Annotated in this window: 18 protein-coding genes; 5 read left to right on the forward strand and 13 right to left on the reverse strand. The window is 61.7% G+C overall.

What is annotated here, in order from left to right; genetic code table 11:
- Positions 1 to 15 precede the first annotated feature (15 nt).
- The 5 genes from C8D72_RS07630 to C8D72_RS07650 all read right to left on the reverse strand — a co-directional run bounded on the left by C8D72_RS07630 (position 16) and on the right by C8D72_RS07650 (position 5,953).
- Positions 16 to 999 (reverse strand): FAD binding domain-containing protein, encoded by a 984-nt coding sequence (locus C8D72_RS07630; protein ID WP_115853822.1) that lies wholly within the window; start codon positions 997 to 999, stop codon positions 16 to 18.
- Entirely contained in the window at positions 999 to 1,679 is a 681-nt protein-coding gene (locus C8D72_RS07635) for a (2Fe-2S)-binding protein (RefSeq protein ID WP_115853823.1), read from the reverse strand. Before C8D72_RS07635 ends, C8D72_RS07630 begins: the two co-directional genes overlap by 1 nt.
- 436 nt (positions 1,680 to 2,115) lie before the next feature.
- Positions 2,116 to 4,350, reverse strand: a complete 2,235-nt coding sequence (locus C8D72_RS07640) for a xanthine dehydrogenase family protein molybdopterin-binding subunit (RefSeq protein ID WP_115853824.1) — start codon at positions 4,348 to 4,350, stop codon at positions 2,116 to 2,118.
- A 15-nt stretch (positions 4,351 to 4,365) separates the two neighbouring features.
- A complete protein-coding gene (locus C8D72_RS07645) occupies positions 4,366 to 5,355 on the reverse strand; it encodes an FAD binding domain-containing protein (RefSeq protein WP_115853825.1) in 990 nt (329 codons plus the stop codon).
- Between the two features lies 1 nt (position 5,356).
- Entirely contained in the window at positions 5,357 to 5,953 is a 597-nt protein-coding gene (locus C8D72_RS07650; protein ID WP_115853826.1) for a (2Fe-2S)-binding protein, read from the reverse strand.
- Between the two features lie 408 nt (positions 5,954 to 6,361).
- On the opposite strand from C8D72_RS07650, the gene C8D72_RS07655 reads away from it, so the two are divergent.
- The 4 genes from C8D72_RS07655 to C8D72_RS07670 all read left to right on the forward strand — a co-directional run bounded on the left by C8D72_RS07655 (position 6,362) and on the right by C8D72_RS07670 (position 9,355).
- Positions 6,362 to 7,009: a TetR family transcriptional regulator gene (locus C8D72_RS07655; RefSeq protein WP_211308805.1), complete on the forward strand. Its 648-nt coding sequence runs from the start codon at positions 6,362 to 6,364 to the stop codon at positions 7,007 to 7,009.
- A gap of 343 nt (positions 7,010 to 7,352) precedes the next feature.
- Positions 7,353 to 7,805: a hypothetical protein gene (locus C8D72_RS07660; protein ID WP_115853828.1), complete on the forward strand. Its 453-nt coding sequence runs from the start codon at positions 7,353 to 7,355 to the stop codon at positions 7,803 to 7,805.
- 72 nt (positions 7,806 to 7,877) lie between these two features.
- A complete protein-coding gene (locus C8D72_RS07665; protein WP_245955194.1) occupies positions 7,878 to 8,351 on the forward strand; it encodes a phage holin family protein in 474 nt (157 codons plus the stop codon).
- Positions 8,348 to 9,355 carry a DUF3618 domain-containing protein gene (locus C8D72_RS07670; protein ID WP_115853829.1) on the forward strand — a complete coding sequence of 336 codons (1,008 nt, stop codon included), beginning with the start codon at positions 8,348 to 8,350 and terminating at the stop codon, positions 9,353 to 9,355. The genes C8D72_RS07665 and C8D72_RS07670 overlap by 4 nt, the downstream gene beginning before the upstream one ends.
- An 89-nt stretch (positions 9,356 to 9,444) precedes the next feature.
- Here C8D72_RS07670 and C8D72_RS07675 read toward each other — a convergent pair whose 3' ends face one another.
- The 8 genes from C8D72_RS07675 to C8D72_RS07710 form a co-directional block, all read right to left on the reverse strand.
- A complete protein-coding gene (locus tag C8D72_RS07675; protein ID WP_115853830.1) occupies positions 9,445 to 10,827 on the reverse strand; it encodes a GntP family permease in 1,383 nt (460 codons plus the stop codon).
- A gap of 230 nt (positions 10,828 to 11,057) precedes the next feature.
- Positions 11,058 to 12,044, reverse strand: coding sequence for an aldo/keto reductase (locus C8D72_RS07680; protein WP_115853831.1), 987 nt, complete (start codon positions 12,042 to 12,044; stop codon positions 11,058 to 11,060).
- A gap of 229 nt (positions 12,045 to 12,273) precedes the next feature.
- Complete coding sequence (locus C8D72_RS07685) at positions 12,274 to 13,275, reverse strand: C-terminal binding protein (protein ID WP_211308806.1); 1,002 nt, start codon at positions 13,273 to 13,275, stop codon at positions 12,274 to 12,276.
- Between the two features lie 7 nt (positions 13,276 to 13,282).
- Positions 13,283 to 14,299, reverse strand: a complete 1,017-nt coding sequence (locus tag C8D72_RS07690) for an L-idonate 5-dehydrogenase (protein WP_115853833.1) — start codon at positions 14,297 to 14,299, stop codon at positions 13,283 to 13,285.
- 75 nt (positions 14,300 to 14,374) lie between these two features.
- Positions 14,375 to 15,145 (reverse strand): glucose 1-dehydrogenase, encoded by a 771-nt coding sequence (locus C8D72_RS07695; protein WP_115853834.1) that lies wholly within the window; start codon positions 15,143 to 15,145, stop codon positions 14,375 to 14,377.
- Positions 15,146 to 15,156: 11 nt separating this feature from the next.
- Positions 15,157 to 16,515: a GntP family permease gene (locus tag C8D72_RS07700; RefSeq protein ID WP_211308807.1), complete on the reverse strand. Its 1,359-nt coding sequence runs from the start codon at positions 16,513 to 16,515 to the stop codon at positions 15,157 to 15,159.
- 161 nt (positions 16,516 to 16,676) lie between these two features.
- Positions 16,677 to 17,093 (reverse strand): hypothetical protein, encoded by a 417-nt coding sequence (locus tag C8D72_RS07705; protein ID WP_115853836.1) that lies wholly within the window; start codon positions 17,091 to 17,093, stop codon positions 16,677 to 16,679.
- Positions 17,094 to 17,255: 162 nt separating this feature from the next.
- Positions 17,256 to 18,758 carry a fumarate hydratase gene (locus C8D72_RS07710; RefSeq protein ID WP_115853837.1) on the reverse strand — a complete coding sequence of 501 codons (1,503 nt, stop codon included), beginning with the start codon at positions 18,756 to 18,758 and terminating at the stop codon, positions 17,256 to 17,258.
- 335 nt (positions 18,759 to 19,093) lie between these two features.
- Between C8D72_RS07710 and C8D72_RS07715 the strand changes: the two genes are divergently transcribed.
- The gene (locus tag C8D72_RS07715) at positions 19,094 to 20,329 is read left to right on the forward strand and encodes an oxalate decarboxylase family bicupin (protein ID WP_115853838.1); all 1,236 of its coding nucleotides are present in this window, start codon (positions 19,094 to 19,096) and stop codon (positions 20,327 to 20,329) included.
- The last annotated feature ends 14 nt before the right edge of the window (positions 20,330 to 20,343 follow it).

Below are 20,343 nucleotides of genomic sequence, written 5' to 3' on the forward strand. Positions count from 1 at the left end.
TGTCTGATCAGACCTTCAGGCGGTCAGGGTGGTGAGATTGCGCACGATGGCCTGCTGACCCAACGGGATCTTGAAGGCGTTGTGGGCGTATGGCGTGGCGCCCTGCATCGCGATCTCGGCGGCACGCTGAAAGCTCGACTCGCTGACCTGCTGTCCCTTGAGGGCCTTTTCGGCCTCATGGGCGCGCCAGGGTTTGGTGCCTACCCCACCGAGTGCCACACGGGCATCAACAATGGTGTCGCCATCGAGTGTCACGATCACGGCACTCGAGGCCAGCGCGAACTGATAGGAGGCGCGATCGCGCAGCTTGAGATAGCCCGAGCGGCCGTTGTTGAGCGGCGCATCCAGCGTCACATGCGTGATCAGCTCACCCGGCTTCAGGTTGTGCTCGCGCTCGGGGGCATCACCGGGCAGTAGATGAAAGTCGAGAAAATCGATCTCGCGCTGGCCCTCGGGGCCTTCGACGGTGACCGTGGCGCCGATGGCGGCCATCGCCACGCACATGTCGGAGGGATGGGTGGCGATACAGTGCTCGCTGGTGCCGAGCACGGCGTGCACCGAGCGGTTATGGCCCTCGATGGCGGCACAGCCCGAGCCCGGCTCGCGCTTGTTGCAGCTCGAGACGCCGTCGCGAAAGTACGGGCAGCGCACGCGCTGCATGACGTTGCCGGCAGTGGTGGCCTTGTTGCGCAGCTGCGTGGTGGCCCCCGACAGCAGCGCCTCGCTGAGCACGGTGTAGTCGCTCTGGATGCGCTCATGGCGCGCCAGGGCCGTATTGGTCACCAGTGCACCGATGCGGGTGCGGCCGTCATCAAGCGTTTCGATCTCATTGAGATCAAGCCGGTTGATGTCGACCACCTGCTCCGGGCGCATGATGTCGATCTTGACCAGATCAAGCAGCGTGGTGCCGCCGGCCAGATAGGCCGCCTGCTCATTGCTGCCGTGGGTCGATACCGCCTGGCGGGGGCTGTCGGCTCGTGCATAGTCAAATTCGCGCATCAGCTCGCTCCTTCCATCTTGCCGCGGGCATCCTGCACGGCAGCCAGAATGTTCTTGTAGGCGCCGCAGCGACAGATGTTGCCGCTCATCGCCTCGCGCACCGAGGCGTCGTCCGAGCCGATGTTGTCATCGTTGAGAATCGCCACCGCGCTCATGATCTGCCCCGAAGTGCAGTAGCCGCACTGGTAGGCGTCATGTTCCCAGAAGGCCGCCTGCACCGGATGCAGCTCGTCACCGTTGGAGAGCCCTTCGATGGTGGTCACGCTGTCACCATCGTGGGAGACCGCCAGCGACAGGCAGGAGTTGATCGCCGTGTCATTGACCAGCAGCGTACAGGCGCCGCACTGGCCCTGGTCGCAGCCCTTCTTGGTGCCGGTCAGCATCAGCCGGTCGCGCAATACATCGAGCAGCACCGCGTTGGGCTTGACGTTCAGGGTGTGCTCCACGCCGTTGACGGTGAGCTGAATCTGCTGCTCGCCCTCGGCGGGCGCACCATCGTCCTGCGGCTCGACGGGCGCGTTCTGTTGCTGCTGGCTGGCCTGGGCAATCTGCGCCCAGGCAGGCGCCGTGGCGGCCGCCAGGCCGGAGGCGCCCATGGATTTGAGAAATCGTCGCCTTGAAGGCGAACGGGCATCAAAGGTCTCGACCCTTGAGTCGCCATTGTTTTGGTGATCACTCATGTGTCACTCCTCATTGCACCAGGGCACAAGCGTTCATGTGTGCCCTGTGTCTTCACGGTCGGTATGCGGGGCATCGGCGGTGCCAGCCACCAATGATGGCGCCTTGAGGCGCTCTGAAGTCGTGGGGTATGTCAGTGACTGTCGGGGCTGTTGCTTGTCCCGACTGTCGTCTGCCGGGACTGTCGTTTGCCGGGACTATCGTTTGCCAGAACTATCATTCGTCAGAACTATCATTCGTCAGGATTGTCGTTCGTCTGGACTATCGTTTGCCGGCGAACGATGTTCAGCCTGGCCCGGGTTGGCAACGATTGCCAGTTTATCGCCGAACCTTTTCAACACCTTTTCAGGGGCTGTGCCTGATCCTTGCAGAGCCACAATAAAAGGGCCGGTCCTTTTACAAGAACCGGCCCTGCCCTACTCAAAAGCAGGTCCGGACTCAGGCGGACAGCAGCTTTTCGATCGAGATCGGCATGTCGCGAATGCGCTTGCCGGTAGCGTTATAGACCGCATTGGAAATGGCGGCGGCCACGCCCGTCAGGCCGATCTCGCCGACCCCGCGGGCACCGAACGCATTGTGTCGATAGTCGGGATAGTCGAGCAGGTCCACCTCGACCTTCGGCATATCGGCATTCACCGGCAGAATGTAGTCCGCCAGGTTGTTGTTGTAGGGATAGCCATTCTGGTCGAACTCGGCCTGTTCGAACATCCCCATGCCGATCCCCATGACAATGCCGCCCTCAACCTGGTTGCGTGCGGTCATCGGGTTGATGGCGCGACCGATATCGATGGTCGAGACCACGCGTGCCACACGCAGACGCGAGATGCCTGGATCCCAGCGCACTTCCACGAACACGGCGCCGAAGGAGCGGAAGCTGTACTGGTTCTGCTCGTCGCCGGGTTGGGCGGACGCCTCACCGTCGATCAGCCCCAGCTGGTTGTCCGCCAGCAGCTGCGTGATCTCGACGCTGCGATCCCCCTGCACCAGCTTGCCGCTCTGGATTTCAATGGTGTCGGGGTCGGCGTTTTCAAACACGCCGCCTTCGGCCGTGGCCAGCGACTTGAGCTGTGACAGCGCCTCATCAAAGGCCGCCGAAACCGCCGGCAGGACAGTGGAGGTCGCCATCGAACCACCGGAAAGCGGGCCGGACGGCAGCTGCGAATCGCCCAGACGCACATCGACCATTTCGATGGGAATCCCGGTCAGCTCGCTGGCCGTCTGCGCCACGATCGTATAGGTGCCGGTGCCGATGTCCTGCGTGCCGCAGGCCACCAGCAGGGAGCCGTCGGCGCGAAAGCCAAAGCGCGCACTGCAGTGCTGGCGCATCGCTTCCCAGCTCTGGGTCGCCATGCCATAGCCGATGATCTCGTCACCGTCCTGCATTGCACCGGGCGTGGGATTGCGCTTGTCCCAGCCAAAGCGGCTGGCGGCGTCATCCCAGCACTCCTTGAGATGGTTGCTGGACCAGGGCAGGTCAGAGGTCGGATCGGCGGCCGCGAAGTTTTTCTTTCGCAGCGCCAGCGGGTCCATCTCCAGCTTGACCGCCAGCTCATCCATCGCCGTTTCCAGCGCGAAGTTGCCGGAGGCTTCCCCCGGAGCGCGCATCGGGCACGGCGGGCACTTGTTGACCGTGACGAGGCGATTGGTGACGGCCGCATTACCACCGCAGTCATACATCTTGGGCGTGGCGCCGCTGACGGTGTCGTCGTGCTTGCCGGCCGGCGAGCTCTCGTTGCAGCCATCGTGATGGATGGAAAGCAGCTTGCCGCTGTCATCGGCGCCCAGACGCACACGCTGCAGCGAGGTCGGGCGATAGCCGGTCGCCAGATACTCCTGGGTACGCGACAGCACTGTCTTGACCGGACGGCCCAGCCGACGTGCCGCCACGGCCGTCATGATGGCGTGCGGCCACATGAAGAGCTTGCTGCCAAACCCGGAGCCGATGAAGTGCGAGATGACCGTCACCTTCTCGGGCGGTATACCAAATATTTTCGACAGCGCGTTGCGCTGAAAGACCACGCCCTGAGAGGACTCATAGATGGTCAGCATGTCGTTTTCCCACTGCGCCACCGAAGCGTGCATTTCCATCACGCTGTGGTTTTCCTGGGCGATCGAGTAACGATGATCGAGTTTGACGCTGGCCGATTCGAACGCCGAGTCGGCATCGCCAATCGAGGAGGCGTCACCCGGCTGCTCTTCGCCGGGCAGCTCGCCTTCGCCGCGATCCAGCGCCTTGATATCGGTCAGGAACTCATCACTGCGCTCATAGTTGGCCTTGACCTTCATCGCCGCTGCGCGGGCGTGATTCAGGGTGTCGGCCACCACCAGCGCAATGTACTGTCCCTGATAGTGAATCTCGTTGTCTTCGAACGGCAGACGCGGTTCGCTGGTCAGGTTCTCGTCGGCGAAGCTGTTGGGCGAGCGACTGAGCTGGTCGAAGTTGTCGTGATGGAAGATATCCAGCACGCCCGGCATCGCCAGCGCCTCGTCCAGCTCCAGCGACACCAGCTTGCCGCTGGTAATCGTACTGGTGACCGGATAACCATAGGTCTGGTTCGGCAGGTTACGGTCGGCGGCGTAGTCGGCCCCGCCGGTCAGCTTGAGGGTGCCGTCAATGCGCGGCTTTTCGGCGCTCAGGTTGTATTCGCGGGTCTTTCCGGTATCGGTGGTCATGTGATCTCTCCCTGATCAGGCACGTGCGCGGGCGGTGGCATCCCTGAGCGCACGCGCAATGGCCTGCTTGCCCAGCGTGATCTTGTAGCCGTTATGGCTATAGGCCACTGCATCAGTGAAGGCGGCGTCGGCGGCACGCTCGAAATTCTCCTGGGTGGCCGGCTGGCCCTTGAGCGCCTCTTCGGCAGCTGTAGCGCGCCAGGGTTTGGTCGCCACACCGCCGAGTGCGACGCGCACCTCGCTGACGTTGTCGCCGTCCAGGCTGACGATGGCCGCACAGGAGGCGAGCGCAAACTCGTAGGAGGCGCGATCGCGCAGCTTGAGATAGTGCTGGCCGCCGCCACGCGGGGTATCCAGAATCACGTGGGTGATCAGCTCGCCCGGCTTCAGGTCGTGCTCGCGCTCGGGGTGGTCGCCCGGCAGCAGGTGATAGTCCTCAAAGGCGACTTCGCGCTGGCCGTCAGGGCCTTCCAGCACCAGGGTGGCGCCGGCGGCCACCATGCCGACACACATGTCGGAGGGATGCGTGGCGATGCAGTGCTCGCTGGTGCCCAGCACGGCGTGATTGCGGTTGATGCCGTCAAGCGCCGAACAGCCCGTGCCCGGCTCGCGCTTGTTGCACGGCATGTCCGGATCACGGAAGTAGGGGCAGCGGGTGCGCTGCATGACGTTGCCACCGGTCGAGGCCATGTTGCGAAGGCCGGTCGAGGCCCCCGACAGCAGCGCCTCGCTGAGTACCGGATAGTCGCGCAGCACGATCTCGTGTTTGGCAAGCTCGGTGTTGGAGACCAGCGCGCCAATCTTCAGACGGCCATCCTCGAGTGTCTCGATGCGCTTGAGCGGCAGGCGAGTGACATCCACCACCTTCTCGGGCTGCATGACATCGAGCTTGACCAGATCCAGCAGCGTGGTGCCGCCGGCAATAAAGGCCTCGCCATCGTGAACACGGCGATGGCTGACGGCCTGATCGATGGCCTCGACGCTTTCAAGTTCGAACGCTCTCATGTTATTCCCCTCCCCGCATCTGGCCGCGGGCACTTTGTACCGCATCGAGAATGTTCTTGTAGGCACCACAGCGGCAGATGTTGCCGCTCATGGCCTCGCGCAGCGACACTTCATCGCCATCGATGCTGTCATCGTTGATGATGGCGGCGGCGGTCATCATCTGGCCGGCCGTGCAGTAGCCACACTGGTAGGCATCGTGGGCCAGAAAGGCGTCCTGTACCGGATGATGCCCCAGCTCGAAGCCGGCGCTTTCGGCCAGTCCTTCGATGGTGACAATCTCGGCGCCTTCCTGCATGCAGGCCAGCATCAGGCAGCTGTTGACGCTGCGCCCGTTGACATGAACGGTGCAGGCGCCGCACTGGCCGTGATCACAGCCCTTCTTGGTGCCGAACAGATTCAGCTGCTCGCGCAGCACGTCCAGCAGTACGGCGTTGGGCGCCACCTGCAGATCGTGCTGCCGGCCGTTGACGGTCAGAGTGATGCGGCGGGTCTCGGAAGAATGTTTGCCGGAAGCGGCAGTGGGCTGTTCGGCGGTTTCAGCCTGGGCGCCGGGCGTACAGAACCCTACGCCCGTCGAATGACGGATAACAGGTGCCATGAGTCAGGTCCTCATCGTTAGTCTTGTACGGTCTTGCATGATCGTGATCACTTCAGTAGCCGGGATCGCGGACACCGGATCACGTTTTATGGGTATTGGATCGATGGTTCATGTTCGGTGGCGCCATGATGCGTTGCCATGGGCCTTATTACGTGCTGTCAGGAGTTTATAAGGTAGGTAACGAATTTCAGGCCATCAACCCGGTGATGCCATCGCCCGACGCGACACAATGGCTTTTCACCATGCCGGAACGCTGAAATCGACGTAGAAGACCAATGACTTATTCATGATCCCTGGCTGTAAATATACAATCGCGCATGTATGCATTATTGTGCGCTCGCCTGCGTGAAACGCCCTGTCCGCGCGGCAATGCCCTTTTATGACAGGTTTAACGTCGAGACGACGTCCATGAGAAAGACCAAGGAAGAAGCGGAACTGACCCGCCAGTCGCTGATGAACGCCGCCGAGCACCTTTTTATCGAAAAGGGGCTTAGCCGTACCACGCACAACGATATTGCCACACGTGCCGGTGTGACCCGTGGTGCGCTGAACTGGCATTTCCCGGAGGGCAAGACCAGCATCCTGGCCGCCCTTCTGGAGCGCAAGCGTCAGATGACCGAGCGCCTGGCAGCGCATCTGGCGCAGTGCGAGCAGCGCGCTCACGCGCCCGTGTCCATTTTGCGTCTGACGCTGGTGCAGGACCTTGAATCGCTGTCACGCGACAGCCGCCTTCAGCGCATTTTGCTGCTGACCTCGTCACGCAATGAATTCATCGGCGAATTTTCCTGGGTCAATGATCAGCTTGACCTGCATATGCAGGAGTGTCGCGACATGATCAGCCAGACCTTCCGGCGTGGGGTCGCCAGCGGGGAGATTGCCCTGCGCAACGATCTGACGCCCGACATGGCAGCGTCCATGCTGCTTTCCTGTCTCAAGGGCGTGATCACGGACTGGCTGCTGAAACAGACGCTTTTCGAGCTGGCCGATGACAGTGACAAGGTGGTCAGCACACTGCTTGAGAGCGTAGTGATCTGGCAGAAAGGCCCTGTTTCCTGACAGGGCTTTATCACACCTTATCAGCGTATCTTCTCCTGGATTCCAACGATTTTTACCTCGCCTCTATCTGACAAATATTGCCCGCCTTTTTCGCCACTGACCGCATGGTGGCGAGGAAGTTGCCGTTTACAAACCTGCCCGACGCTTTTTTAATCTGAGTTATCTTTAAGCGATTGATAACAAATATCCAGTCACTTCCCGAATTTATAATCCCTCCGTTCGCTTGACGTTTGGCGCTTCCAATCTACTGTTTCAGTGTAGGTACTGACACGGACAGTGAGATGTTGCGTGCATTACCACCTTATTGACTCAGGTTAAATTTCTTGGCTTCAGGGTGCACATCATGAACGACACGGATGAACGTTTCATGCATGGCGATAACCGCCAGCAAAGCAATACGGGTACTGGCGGAACACAGGGAAGCGACAAGGCACAGCAGAACAAGGAACAGGCGCAGCAAAAGGCAAGGGAAACGGCCGATCAGGCACGTGACGAAGCTCTGCGCCGCGCTGACAGCCAAAAGGGATTTGTCGCCGACTATGTCTCGAACTTCTCGGAAGCCGTGCGCAGCATGGCCATGCAGTTCAAGGATCAGGATCAGGTATCGCTGGCCGACTATACCTACCGCCTGGCAGACAAGACCGACACATTTGCCGATCGCCTGCGTGATGAAAACAGCGAATCCCTGCTGAAACAGGCACAGGACTTCTCTCGTCGTGAACCGGCACTGTTCATTGGTGGCATGGTCGCGGGCGGCTTTTTGCTGTCGCGTTTTCTGAAAAGCTCCAATCGCTGATCAGGCTTTCGAAACACCAGCCCGACAGAAACACCATCTTGTATTGCTCGGATCAACAGGGAGAGTTTGAGCATGACACAACCTTCAGGTCACAAGGACCCCAGCATCGAAGAGCGTCGCCACGCCGAAGAAGGCGGTGACGAACCGCGCGGCATGGTGGGAATGCTCTCCTCGCTGCTTAATGATGTTACCTCGCTGGTCCGCCAGGAAATTGCGCTTGGCAAGGCCGAGATGCAGCAGAACATCAAGCGCGCCGGCGCAGCCGTCGCCTCCATCGTGGTGGCCGGTGCCGTCCTTAACGCGGGGCTTTTGATCCTTCTGGCAGCGGCCGTACTGGGTCTGAGCCACGTGCTCGCCCCCTGGCTTTCGGCCCTGATCGTAGGCGCCGTCGTCGCCCTGATTGGCATGAGCATGATGAAAAAGGCGCGCGATACCCTGAGCACTCAGGCCATGACACCGGATCGCACGGTCGACAGCCTGCAGCGTGATCAATCCATGCTCAAGGAACATGCCAGCACCAACAAGGAAGAGGAAACCACACGATGAGCGACCAGGATCAGAACCAGGACCAGGATCAGCAGGACACTCGCAGTCCCGAAGAGATCGAGGCCGACATCAACAAGACCCGCTCTCACCTTGATGACACGCTCAGCGATTTTCAGGAGCGCTTCTCCTCCGATCACATGATGCACAGCGCCATGGAATACGTGAAAAGCGATTCCGCCAAAGATTACTTCTCCAACCTGGGGCGTTCGGTTCGTGACAACCCGATGCCGGCGGCGCTGATCGGTGTGGGCATTGGCTGGCTGATCTACTCCAGCAATTCGTCGGGTTCCGGTCGTGGTGACGTGCCGACCCGGTTTAATGACAAGCGCCAGAAACGCGCTCGTCATGCGGCCGCCGAAACGGAGCCGCAGACCCACGAATATGATGAGCTTTATGACGAACCGCTCTTTGATGAGCCCCTTTACAGCGAAGGCGCTTCCATCGATCAGCACCGTCAGGGGCAGTCCTCCAGCGGCAGCGATGGTGGTCTGCGCCAGCGTGCCAGCGACGCCCTGCACGGCGCCGGTGATCGAGCGCGCAGCATTAAAGGCGGCGCCGGCGAGCGGGCGCACAACATGAAAAGCGGTGCTGGAGACAGGATGCAACGCATGAAACAGGGTTCCAGCGATCGCCTTCACGATGCTTCCTCAAGGGCGCGTGACACCGGCTCATGGCTGAGCGATCTGGCCCATGACAACCCGGTCGCGACCGGCGCACTGGGCCTGGCGGCTGGCGCCCTGTTGGGCTCGCTTCTCCCCGCCTCGCGGGCCGAACAGCGCGCCATGGGCGACACCCGCGACCAGCTGGTCGACCGTGCCAGCGAGATGGGCTCCGAGCAGATGGATCGTGCCAGCGAAAAGGCCCAGGAAGCCGCTGACAAGCATGCTTCCGATGGCAATGATTCAAGCGATCGCAATCAGCACTCCTCGGATAGCAGTGACAGCGAACCGCGCTCGGGCAGCAGCACCTCTACGGACCATGTGCCGGGCAATACCCGCCGCTAGGATTCCGGTTTGACGCCATAAAAAAACGACGCCCGAAGGCGTCGTTTTTTTGATCCGTTCCGGGCGTACCAGAACGGCATCAAAACGCACTAGAACAGCATAAAGACAACCCATGCCAGCGCAAAGCCCAGTACGGACTCCAGCGTCTGCTGCGTCGTCCAGACCTTGAGCGTGGTTTTCACATCCATGCCCATCAGTCGTCCGACCAGCCAGAAGCCCGAGTCGTTGACGTGGCTGGCAAACACCGAGCCGGCAGCCGTGGCCAGCGTAATGGCCACCACCTGCATGGTCGAGAAATCCCCGGCTTCCACGGCGGGTGCCATCAGACCTGCCGCAGTCACCAGCGCCACCGTGGCCGAGCCCTGGGCCACACGCATCAGGACCGCCACCACATAGGTGGCCATGATGACCGACAGCCCCAGATTTTCGAGCGAACCCGACAGCGCATCACCAATGCCCGAAGCGCGCAGTACACCGCCAAACATGCCACCGGCGCCGGTGATCAGCACCACCGAGCAGATCGGCCCCAGCGCGGAGTCCAGCACCTTCTCAAGGGCCGTGCCCGACTTCCCGCGGCGACCGCCCAGTACCCAAAGTGCCACCAGCACCGAGATCAGCAGCGCAATCGGGGTCTCGCCCAGCGCCGAGCAGAGCTTGTACCAGCCAGCATCGCTGTCCGCCATGCCGGCCGCACGCAGGAAATCCAGCCCGGTATTCATGAAGATCAGTGCCATCGGCAGCAGCAGCATGGCAAGCACCGCACCGATCGAGGGCGGATTGGTGACCTCCTCTTCATCGCTGTCGCCGAACATGCCGCCGGCCACCTGCTCAAGCGTAATGCGCGAGGCCGCAAATCGGCTCCAGAGATAGCCCGACAGATACCACAGCGGAAAGGCGATCAGCACCCCGGTCAGCATCACCAGACCCAGGTTGGCGCCATACAGCTCGGAGGCGGCCACCGGTCCGGGATGGGGCGGCACGAACACGTGCATGACCGAAAAGGCCGCCGCGGCCGGCAGTGCAAAGGGAATAATCGGGCCATTGAGACGTTTGGCAATGGCAAAGATGACCGGCAGCATCACGATCAGACCGGCATCCATGAAAATCGGAAAGCCCATCAGCAGTGACGCCACGCCAAGGGCAAAGGGCGCGCGCTTTTCGCCAAAGATCGCGATCATGCGATCGGCCAGCACCTTCGCCCCGCCGGAAGACTCCACCAGCTTGCCCAGCATCGCCCCCAGCCCGATCAGCAGTGCCACCGAGCCCAGCGTGCTGCCAAAATTGTTGACCAGTGTCGGCACAATCTGATCGGTGGGAATACCGGCGGCAAAGGCAGTTAACAGACTAACGAGAATCAGGGTGACAAAGGCATGCACCCTGAACTTGATCACCATGAGCAGAAGCACTGTTATTGCGGCAGCGGCAATACCCAGCAATGGCCCTGCCGACATGGTCTGACTCCAGTTTTCCATCCTCTCTCCCTGATGGCTGCCCCGAGCAGTGCGCGGGTGTTGTTCAATATTTTAATGATCAAGGATCGAGCGATCTGTCTCGGTCCTTTGAACCGGAAAAAGTCTAGGGATCACCGCGGTCCCTGCCAAACCCTTTCGCGTATTTTATTGATTCAGCATGGCTTTCACGCAAAAGCCCCGGCAGATGCCGGGGCTTTTCGATCAGCACAACATACCAGTGCGAGCGTTTTTTACACGAACCCGACCACCTCATGGGGCACGTAGGGCGCCTCGAGCTGCTCGACTTCGGCCTCGCTCAGCGTGATCTCGAGCGCCCCCAGGGCCTGGTCCATGTGGTGGGACTTGCTGGCGCCCACGATCGGCGCCGTAATACCCGGTTTTTGCAGAAGCCAGGCCAGCGCAATCTGCGCCGGTGACACGTTGCGTGCACCGGCCACCTCATGCAGCGCCTCGATCACGGGTGTATCGCGCTCGAGACCCAGCTTCCAGGCCCGCATCTGCTCATCGCTTTTGGCGCGGGTGGTCTGCCCTTCACCGCCCACGGCCTTGCTGCCGGCCAGAACACCGCGCGCCAGCGGACTCCAGGGGATCACGCCCACGCCCTGATCGATACACTGCGGAATCATCTCGCGCTCTTCCTCGCGATAAATGAGATTGACCATCGGCTGCATGGTGGAAAACTTTGTCCAGCCGTTTTTCTCTGCCACGTGCTGGGCTTTGGCAAACTGCCAGGCGTGCATGCTCGACGCCCCGATATAGCGCGCCTTGCCGGATTTCACGACCTCGTGCAGCGCCTCCATGGTCTCCTCGATGGGGGTATCGTAGTCCCAGCGATGGGTCTGATAGAGATCGACGTAATCCATGCCCAGTCGCGTGAGCGAGGCATCGATGGCGTGATGGATGTGCTTGCGCGACAGCCCCTGCTCGTTGGGCGTTTTGTTGCCGGTCGGGTTATACACCTTGGTGGCCAGCACCACCTCCTCACGGCGGGCAAAATTCTTCACCGCCCGACCCACGACCTCCTCGGAGGCGCCGTCAGAGTACATGTCGGCGGTATCAAAAAAGTTGATGCCGGCATTAAGCGCCTGCTCGATAAAGGGCCGGCTCTGCCGGTCATCAAGGACCCAGTCGCGCCACCGCGGCGTGCCGTAGGTCATGGTCCCCAGACACAGCGGCGAGACCTTGAGTCCGGTGCGACCCAGATTGCGATAGTCCATGACGTACCCTCCTCAATGAAATGGCAACCGACTCACCCGATCGCCATGTAAATAGCCGGCTAACAGCATGGCAAGGATTGCGCATCTGGCAAGCTATCGATGTCATTGGTGGGAGGTATAAATCGGCGAGAGGTATACATTGACGAGGCATATAAAAAAGCGGAAAAGCGCCGGGCGCTTCTCCGCTGGACGGATACAGGATTGAAAGGCGCGCTATCGATCCAGTACGTCAGGGTTGAGCCAGTACCTCAGGATTAATAATGTTGCGCGGCCGCCTGCCGGCGAGCACATCCACGGCGTTTTGCGCCGAACGTGCCTTGAGCTCGACGTAGGACTCTTCGGTATAAAACGCGGCGTGCGGGGTGAGGATGACGCGATCGAATCGGGTCAGCGGATGATCGATGGCCAGCGGCTCCTCTTCGAGCACGTCAAGTCCAGCGCCCATCAGACGACCCTGTGACAGCGCCTCGACCAGCGCCGCGGTATCGACCACACCGCCGCGGGCCGTGTTGATCAGGATGGCATCCTCGCGCATGGCAGCCAGCGCGTCTGCATCGATCAGGTGATGCGTCTGTTCGGTCAGCGGCAGATGCAGCGACACCACCTGTGATGAGGCCAGCAGCTCATCGAAGGACACCACCGCCCAGCCCTCGGACGTGGTCTCCCCCGGGGTCAGCCGCGGGTCACAGAGTACGACCTCAAAGCCCAGCCCTGCGGCCTTGCGCGCCGTGGCCATGCCGATGGCACCGGCCCCGACCACGCCGAATCGTCGGCCACGCAGCTGAAAGATGGGTTTTGCCGCCCCCAGCCCCGGCTCGCCCTGACGCAGACGACGATCCAGCCCGGTGATATCCCGCTGTACTGTCAGGGCCAGGGCGATGGCGTGATCCGAGACCGCCTCGGTGCCGTAGTCCGGCACGTTGCACACCGCCACGCCATGGCGAGTGGCCGCTTCGATATCCACGGTATCCATCCCGACGCCGTTGCGCGATACCACACGCAGCCCGGGCAGGGCCGCCAGCACCTCCTCGGTAATCTGCCCGTACTGCACGATCAGCCCCTGCGCGTCGCGAGCGTTTGCGATAATGCCCTCGGGCGTGACGTCCTGACACAGCGTCAGACGGCCGCCTTCGGCCTCGACACATTCACGCTCGATATCAATGCTGTCGTGATCGCAATCGGTAAAGACAATATGCATCTCACCAGTCTCCTGCAGGGTTTGTTTCAACAAGTGTGGCTCAATCCTGCGGCCAGAGACGTACCAGCACCTTCCCGGACACCTGAGCGTCCTTCGCCGTGGCAAAGGCATCGATGGCCTGGTCGGCCGGCACTTCATGGGTGATGACCTGATCAAAGCGCTCATCGCGGGCCAGCAGCTCGATGGCCTCGTCCACTTCCTGATTGAACCGGAAGCAGCCGCGCAGCTGGATTTCCTTGGAGATCAGCATGGCCAGTTCCAGCGGCTGGGCGCCGGCGCCCATCATGCCGATCTGAGCAATGATGCCTGCCCGACGCACGGCGCGAATGGCGGTATCGATCGAGGCCGGCACGCCGGAGCATTCCAGCGCCACGTCAAAGGCTTCAGCGTCGGGGGTCTGCTCGCCGATGCGAATGGTGTGATGCACGCCGAGTCCGCGGGCGCGCTCGAGCGGGCCTTCAAAGACGTCGGTGGCGGTGACTTCACGGGCACCCTTGGCAAGTGCTGCCGCCGCGGTCAAAAGCCCAATCGGACCCGAGCCGCACACCAGCACCCGCTTGCCTTCCACACCGCCGGCCACATTAATGCCGTGCAGGGCCACGGCCAGCGGCTCGGTCAGCGCGGCGCGCTTGAGCGAGAGCCCTTCGGGCAGTACGCGAATCATGCCGCGCGTGACCACCAGGTATTCACTCATGCCGCCCTGGGTATGAGGTGTCGTGGACGCCGAGCCCAGATAGGCGCCCTTCGGCCACAGGTGCGGCAGCTCCTCAAGGCCCGGCTGGCTCTCGCCGAAAGTGGCCGGATGGAAGGTCACCGGCGTACCCGGGGAAAGCTCGCCGGAGGGGTCGAGATCGACGGTGCCGGAGAGTTCGTGCCCCGGAATCAGCGGCTCGCGCACGACAAAGGCGCCGTTGGCCCCTTCGTGATAGTAGTGCAGATCGGAGCCACAGATGCCGCCCCAGGCGATGCGAACCCGCACCTGACCATCCTGCGGCTCGGGGGTAGCCCACTCCTGCTCGCGCAGATCCTGTTTGCCATGAATGACCAGTGCTTTCATCGTCATGCTCCGTTGCAGGCACAAAATGGGAATACAAAAACAGCACAAGGGCCCGTGGGCCCCTGTCGAAAGGGCTCAGACCACCGAGGTCATGCCGCCATCCACAAAGATGTTCTGCCCCGAGACAAAGCTCGAGGCGTCCGAGCACAGATACAACAGCGTGCCGACCAGCTCCTGAACGTTGCCCCAGCGCTGGGCCGGCGTGCGGTTCTCAACCCAGCTGTTAAAGGCTTCGTCCTGCCACAGCGCGGTGTTCATGTCGGTCTTGAAATAGCCCGGCGAGATGCAGTTGACCTGGATGTTAAAGCGCGCCAGATCCGCCGCCATGCCCTTGGTCAGCATCACCACACCGCCCTTGGACGCCGAATAGGGCACGATGGTCTGACGCGCCAGCATCGACTGGACCGAGCCGATATTGATGATCTTGCCGTGGCCGCGCTCGGACATGTGGCGGGCCAGCGCGTTGGAGACATAAAAGGCGCTGGAGAGATTGGTCGCCAGTACCGCGTCCCAGTCTGACGGTTCAAATTCGGTAAACGGGGCGCGGCGCTGAAGGCCGGCGTTATTGACCAGAATCTCCGGCACGCCGTGGGTCTCGATCAGCTCGGTCAGCGCCGTTTTGACGTCGTCACTGCGGGTGACATCAAAGGTCACACCGAACGCCTCGGCGCCGGTGGCCTCCGCAATGGCACGCACGGCCTGATTGACCGTGTCTTCACTGCGCCCGTGAATAATGACGCGGGCGCCCTGCTCGGCAAGCCCCTGGGCCAGCGCATAGCCCAGACCCCGTGAGGAGCCGGTAATCAGCGCCAGTTTTCCCTTGATGTCGAACGGGTTAACCGCCATGGAAACTTCCTTTAAAAAATAATGAACATGATATAGGCAAGAACGAAACCGACCACCGACTCGATGGTCTGCTGAACGGTCCAGGTCTTGAGCGTGGTGCGCACGTCCATGCCCAGCAAACGCCCGACCAGCCAGAAGCCGGAGTCGTTGACGTGACCGGCAAAAACCGAGCCTGCGGCCGTTGCCAGCGTCACCGCGATGACCTGCATGGTGCTGTAATCACCTGTCGCCACGGCGGGCGCCATAAGACCGGCCGCCGTCACCAGTGCGACGGTCGCCGAGCCCTGGGCCAGACGCATGACGACGGCTACCACGTAGGCAGCCAAAATCACCGGCAGGCCCAGATCACCCAGCGAATCCGCCAGCGCATCGCCAATGCCCGAGGCGCGCAGGACACCACCGAACATGCCGCCGGCGCCGGTAATCAGCACCACCGAACAGATCGGGCCCAGCGAGCTTTCGAGAATCTTTTCGATCGCACTGCCGTTTTCACCGCGGCGCGTGCCCAGCACGATAGTGGCCACCAGCACCGAGATCAAAAGCGCAATCGGCGTGCTGCCCAGCGTCGACAGGATCTGAAACCAGGTCTGGTCGGGGTCGGCCATGCCTGCCGCGCGCAGAAAATCCAGCCCGGTGTTCATGAAAATCAGTACCAGCGGCAGCAGCAGCATGCCAATCACGGTGCCTACCGTCGGCGGATTTTTGATCTCGTCATCGTCGACACCGCCAAAGAAACTCTCGGCCAGCTGAAAGCTGTAATGTTTGGCGCAGAACTTGCCCCAAAGATAACCGGAGAGATACCACATGGGCAGGATGACCACGAGACCGGCCAGCATCAAAAGGCCCAGATTGGCGCCATAAAGCTCTGACGCCGTGACCGGGCCGGGGTGTGGTGGCACAAACACGTGCATGACGGAAAACGCCGCTGCCGTGGGGATGGCGTACAAAAGGATCGGCCCGCCCAGGCGACGCGCCACGGCGAAGACGATCGGCAGCATCACGATCAAACCGGCGTCAAAAAAGATCGGAAAGCCCATTAAAAGCGAGGCCATCCCGAGCGCCAGCGGCGCGCGTTTTTCGCCGAACAGTTCAATCATGCGATCGGCCAGCACCCGGGCGCCGCCGGAGTTTTCGACCAGCCGGCCCAGCATGGCGCCAAGGCCCACCAGCAGCGCCACCGCCCCCAGGGTCTTGCCGAAGTTGTTGACCAGCGTCGGCACGATCTGATTGACCGGAATGCCGGTGGCAAAGGCCGTGATCAGACTCACCAGAATCAGGGCCAGAAAGGCATGCAGCTTGAAACGTATGACCAGCACCAGCAGCGCCGCGATGGCTGCCGCGGCAATCCCCAGCAGAGGGCCGGCCGTCATTGTCTGTGTCCAACCATCCATTGTTATATCCCCTTGAACGAACCCCTGCCGATAACGAGCGTTACGGCCCGAGGCATCTTACAGGAGGGGACACCCCCCGGAATCAGACCTAAGTCTATAGACCAGAGGATAATGACACAGCGGCACAGACCGATCGCCTGTCAGCGTTGCAGGGCGTCGAAAAGCTCCTCGCCCAGCGTCGGGCACCAGCGACCCACCACAGCGGCGATGCCGACCCCCAGAAGGGTCAGAAGCGGCGGCCCCCACTCAAGCGTCGCTGCCGAAGAGACGTAGAGGTATAAAAAGAAAAGCATCATGACCGCCCCGCCGATCAGGGCGCCGGAGCGACGACCGGCAATGAAGATCGAGGCCAGCACGCCCAGCGCCGGGATGGCCACCGACAAAATGCTGATTCTTGTCGCCTGTTGCCCGGTGACGGCGTACTCGTTGACCAGCCGCATTCCGACCTGCCACAGCAGCATATAGATCGCGACCGGGGCGACCATGGCGCCGCTGAGTCGTCCCATGAACCCCAGTGCGGCACCGGGGTCCTGATTGTTGCCGTGATGACCGGCCATGACTGCCTCGCTTGAAGGATAAGGGGGAAAGGCCGTCATTAGACCATCACCACCCGGACACGTTAAGTCTGCCAGGCAGCCGTCTGCTGCCGGTCATGCGCTTTGATACGACAGCGCCGCCCCGGACAGGGGCGGCGCGACAGGCCGGCATGACCCTCCGGATCAGCGTCGGGCGATGATTTCCTGCCATTTGGCCGGGCCCAGCGTATGGACGCTGTCGCCGCGGGTATCCACCGCCACCGTGACCGGCATGTCCTTGACGTCAAACTCGTAGATCGCCTCCATGCCGAGATCCTCAAAGGCCAGCACCTTCGAGCCCTTGATCGCCTGGGCGACCAGGTAGGCCGCACCGCCGACGGCCATCAGATAGGCCGCGCCATTGTCGCGAATCGCCTCGATCGCGCTCGGCCCGCGCTCGGACTTGCCCACCATGCCCAGAAGACCGGTCTCTTCCAAGATGGTACGGGTGAACTTGTCCATGCGCGTGGCGGTGGTCGGGCCGGCCGGTCCCACGACCTCCCCTTCCATCGGATCAACGGGGCCGACGTAGTAGATAAAGCGGCCCTTGAGATCGACCGGCAGCGGCTCGCCCTTCGAGATCATGTCGACCATGCGCTTGTGCGCCGCATCGCGTCCGGTCAACAGCTTGCCGGAGAGCAACAGCGTGTCGCCCGGCGACCAGGTGGCGACCTCTCCCGGCGTGATGGCATCGAGATTGACGCGCTTGACGCCCTCGCCCGCTTCCCAGGCAATTTCCGGCCAGTCATCGATTTGCGGTACCGGCAGACTCGCCGGGCCGCTGCCATCAAGATGAAAGTGCACGTGACGGGTGGCCGCACAGTTGGGAATGATCGCCACCGGCTTGTTGGCCGCATGGGTCGGGCAGTCCTTGACCTTGATGTCGAGCACCGTGGTCAGCCCGCCCAGCCCCTGGGCGCCGATGCCGAGACGATTGACCTTGTCAAACAGCTCCAGACGCAGCTCTTCGGGCCGGTTGGACGCCCCGCGCGCCTGCAGGTCCTGAATGTCAATCGGGTCGAGCAGCGACTCCTTGGCCATTTTCATCGCCTGCTCGGCGGTGCCGCCAATGCCGATGCCCAGCATGCCCGGCGGGCACCAGCCGGCACCCATCTTCGGGATCTGCTCGAGCACCCAGTCCACCACGCTGTCGGACGGATTGAGCATGGCAAACTTCGATTTCGCCTCGCTGCCGCCGCCCTTGGCGGCCACGTGAATCTCGACCTGATCGCCCGGCACCAGCCGGTGGTGGATGATCGCCGGCGTGTTGTCCTTCGTGTTGCGACGCGCGCCGTCCGGGTCTTCCAGAATCGAGGCGCGCAGGATGTTGTCCGGGTGGTTATAGGCCCGACGCACGCCCTCGTTGATCATGTCATCCAGGCTCATGTCGGCGTCCCACTGCACCTGCATGCCCACATTGACGAACACGGTGACAATCCCGGTGTCCTGACAGATGGGACGATGGCCGGTGGCGCACATGCGCGAGTTGATCAGGATCTGGGCGATGGCATCACGCGCCGCGGGATTTTCCTCGCGCTGATATGCCTGATGCATGGCGTCAATGAAATCCTTCGGGTGGTAATAGGAGATGTACTGCAGCGCATCGGTGACGCTGTCGATCAGGTCATTCTGGCGAATCACGGTCATGACTTGTTTTTCCTGTTCCTTTCGATTCTCAAGCGACGCACGGCTGGGCACGTCATCCGGTCGAAGTGAGCCCCTCGGCGCTGTGCATCATACGCCTGCCACTCAGCCGGCACCATCAATGACCCCGCCCTGTCACGCGCCCCACCAGGCCACGGCTTACCCGCTGAAACAAAACCAAACACTTAACCCAAATTTAAAATTTGCAAAGACTTTAAGCATGGCTTAAGTGTAGTGGAAGCCTTTCAGAACAGTGTTCGGAAAGACGGTGCAGCGTAGACCCGGCCATCACGCATGACCGGTCTGTTTTCCTCTGGTTCAAAGGACAGGATTTCACGATGAAGCATCTGACGCGACGCAGCTTTGTAGCTGCCGGCATGTTCAGCACCGTGGCGGTCGCCTCCGGCGCCTATGCCCAGACCGTTCCCAAACCGCAGCGACGCGACGGTGTCGGCGGTGACGACCCCGGCCCTCGCAACACGACCATCGATCGTGACAACCCCACCCTGATGAACCCGCCGGACACCGACAGCGGCACCCTGCCCAACCTGCGCTTCCCCTTTGGTGATGCCCACGTGCGCCAGGAAAGCGGCGGCTGGACCCGCCAGGTCACCAAGCGCGAACTGCCGGTCTCCACCACCATCGCCGGGGTCGACATGCGCCTCAACGAAGGCGGCATTCGCGAGCTGCACTGGCACAAGGAAGCCGAGTGGGCCTACATGACCTACGGCAAGGCGCGCATCACGGCGGTGGACGCCGAGGGCAACTACTTCGTCGATGACGTCGAAACCGGTGATCTGTGGTACTTCCCGCCGGGCATCCCGCACTCGATCCAGGGGCTGGGGCCGGATGGCTGCGAGTTTCTGCTCGCCTTTGACGACGGCGGCTTTGATGAAAACTCGACCTTTTTGCTCAGCGACTGGTTCAAGCACATTCCCAGGGAGGTGCTGGCCAAGAACTTCGGCATCGATCCCTCCCATCTTGGCGACACCCCTGACCCGAGCGAGGAGTACATCTTCGCCAACCAGACACCGGGCTCGCTGGACAGCGTCAGGCCAAAGGGCGCCGATGAGGTGCCCGAGCCCTTCAGCCACCGGATGCTCAAGCAGGAACCGATCAAGACACCCGGCGGCACGGTGCGTATCACCGATTCCTCCACTTTCAAGGTGTCGAAAACCATCGCCGCGGCGCTGGTCGAGCTGGAGCCGGGCGGACTGCGCGAACTGCACTGGCATCCCAACAACGACGAGTGGCAGTACTACTTGAGCGGCACCGGTCGCATGGGCGTGTTTGCCGGTGCCGGCGAGGCGCGTACCTATGACGTTCATGAAGGCGATGTCGGCTACATCCCGTTTGCCATGGGCCACTACATCGAAAATACCGGCGACACCACGATGCGCTTTCTGGAACTGTTCAAAAGCGATCACTACGCCGACATTTCGCTGAACCAGTGGCTGGCGCTGACCCCACCCGAGCTGGTCAGGGCGCATCTGGGTCTGGATGACACCTTCATGGATTCGCTGAAACAGCAGAAATCCCCGGTGGTGTCGAAAGACGGCGGCAGAAAATCCTGATGGTTTGACGCCAA

This window comes from Kushneria indalinina DSM 14324, assembly GCF_003385845.1.
Taxonomy (GTDB): domain Bacteria; phylum Pseudomonadota; class Gammaproteobacteria; order Pseudomonadales; family Halomonadaceae; genus Kushneria; species Kushneria indalinina.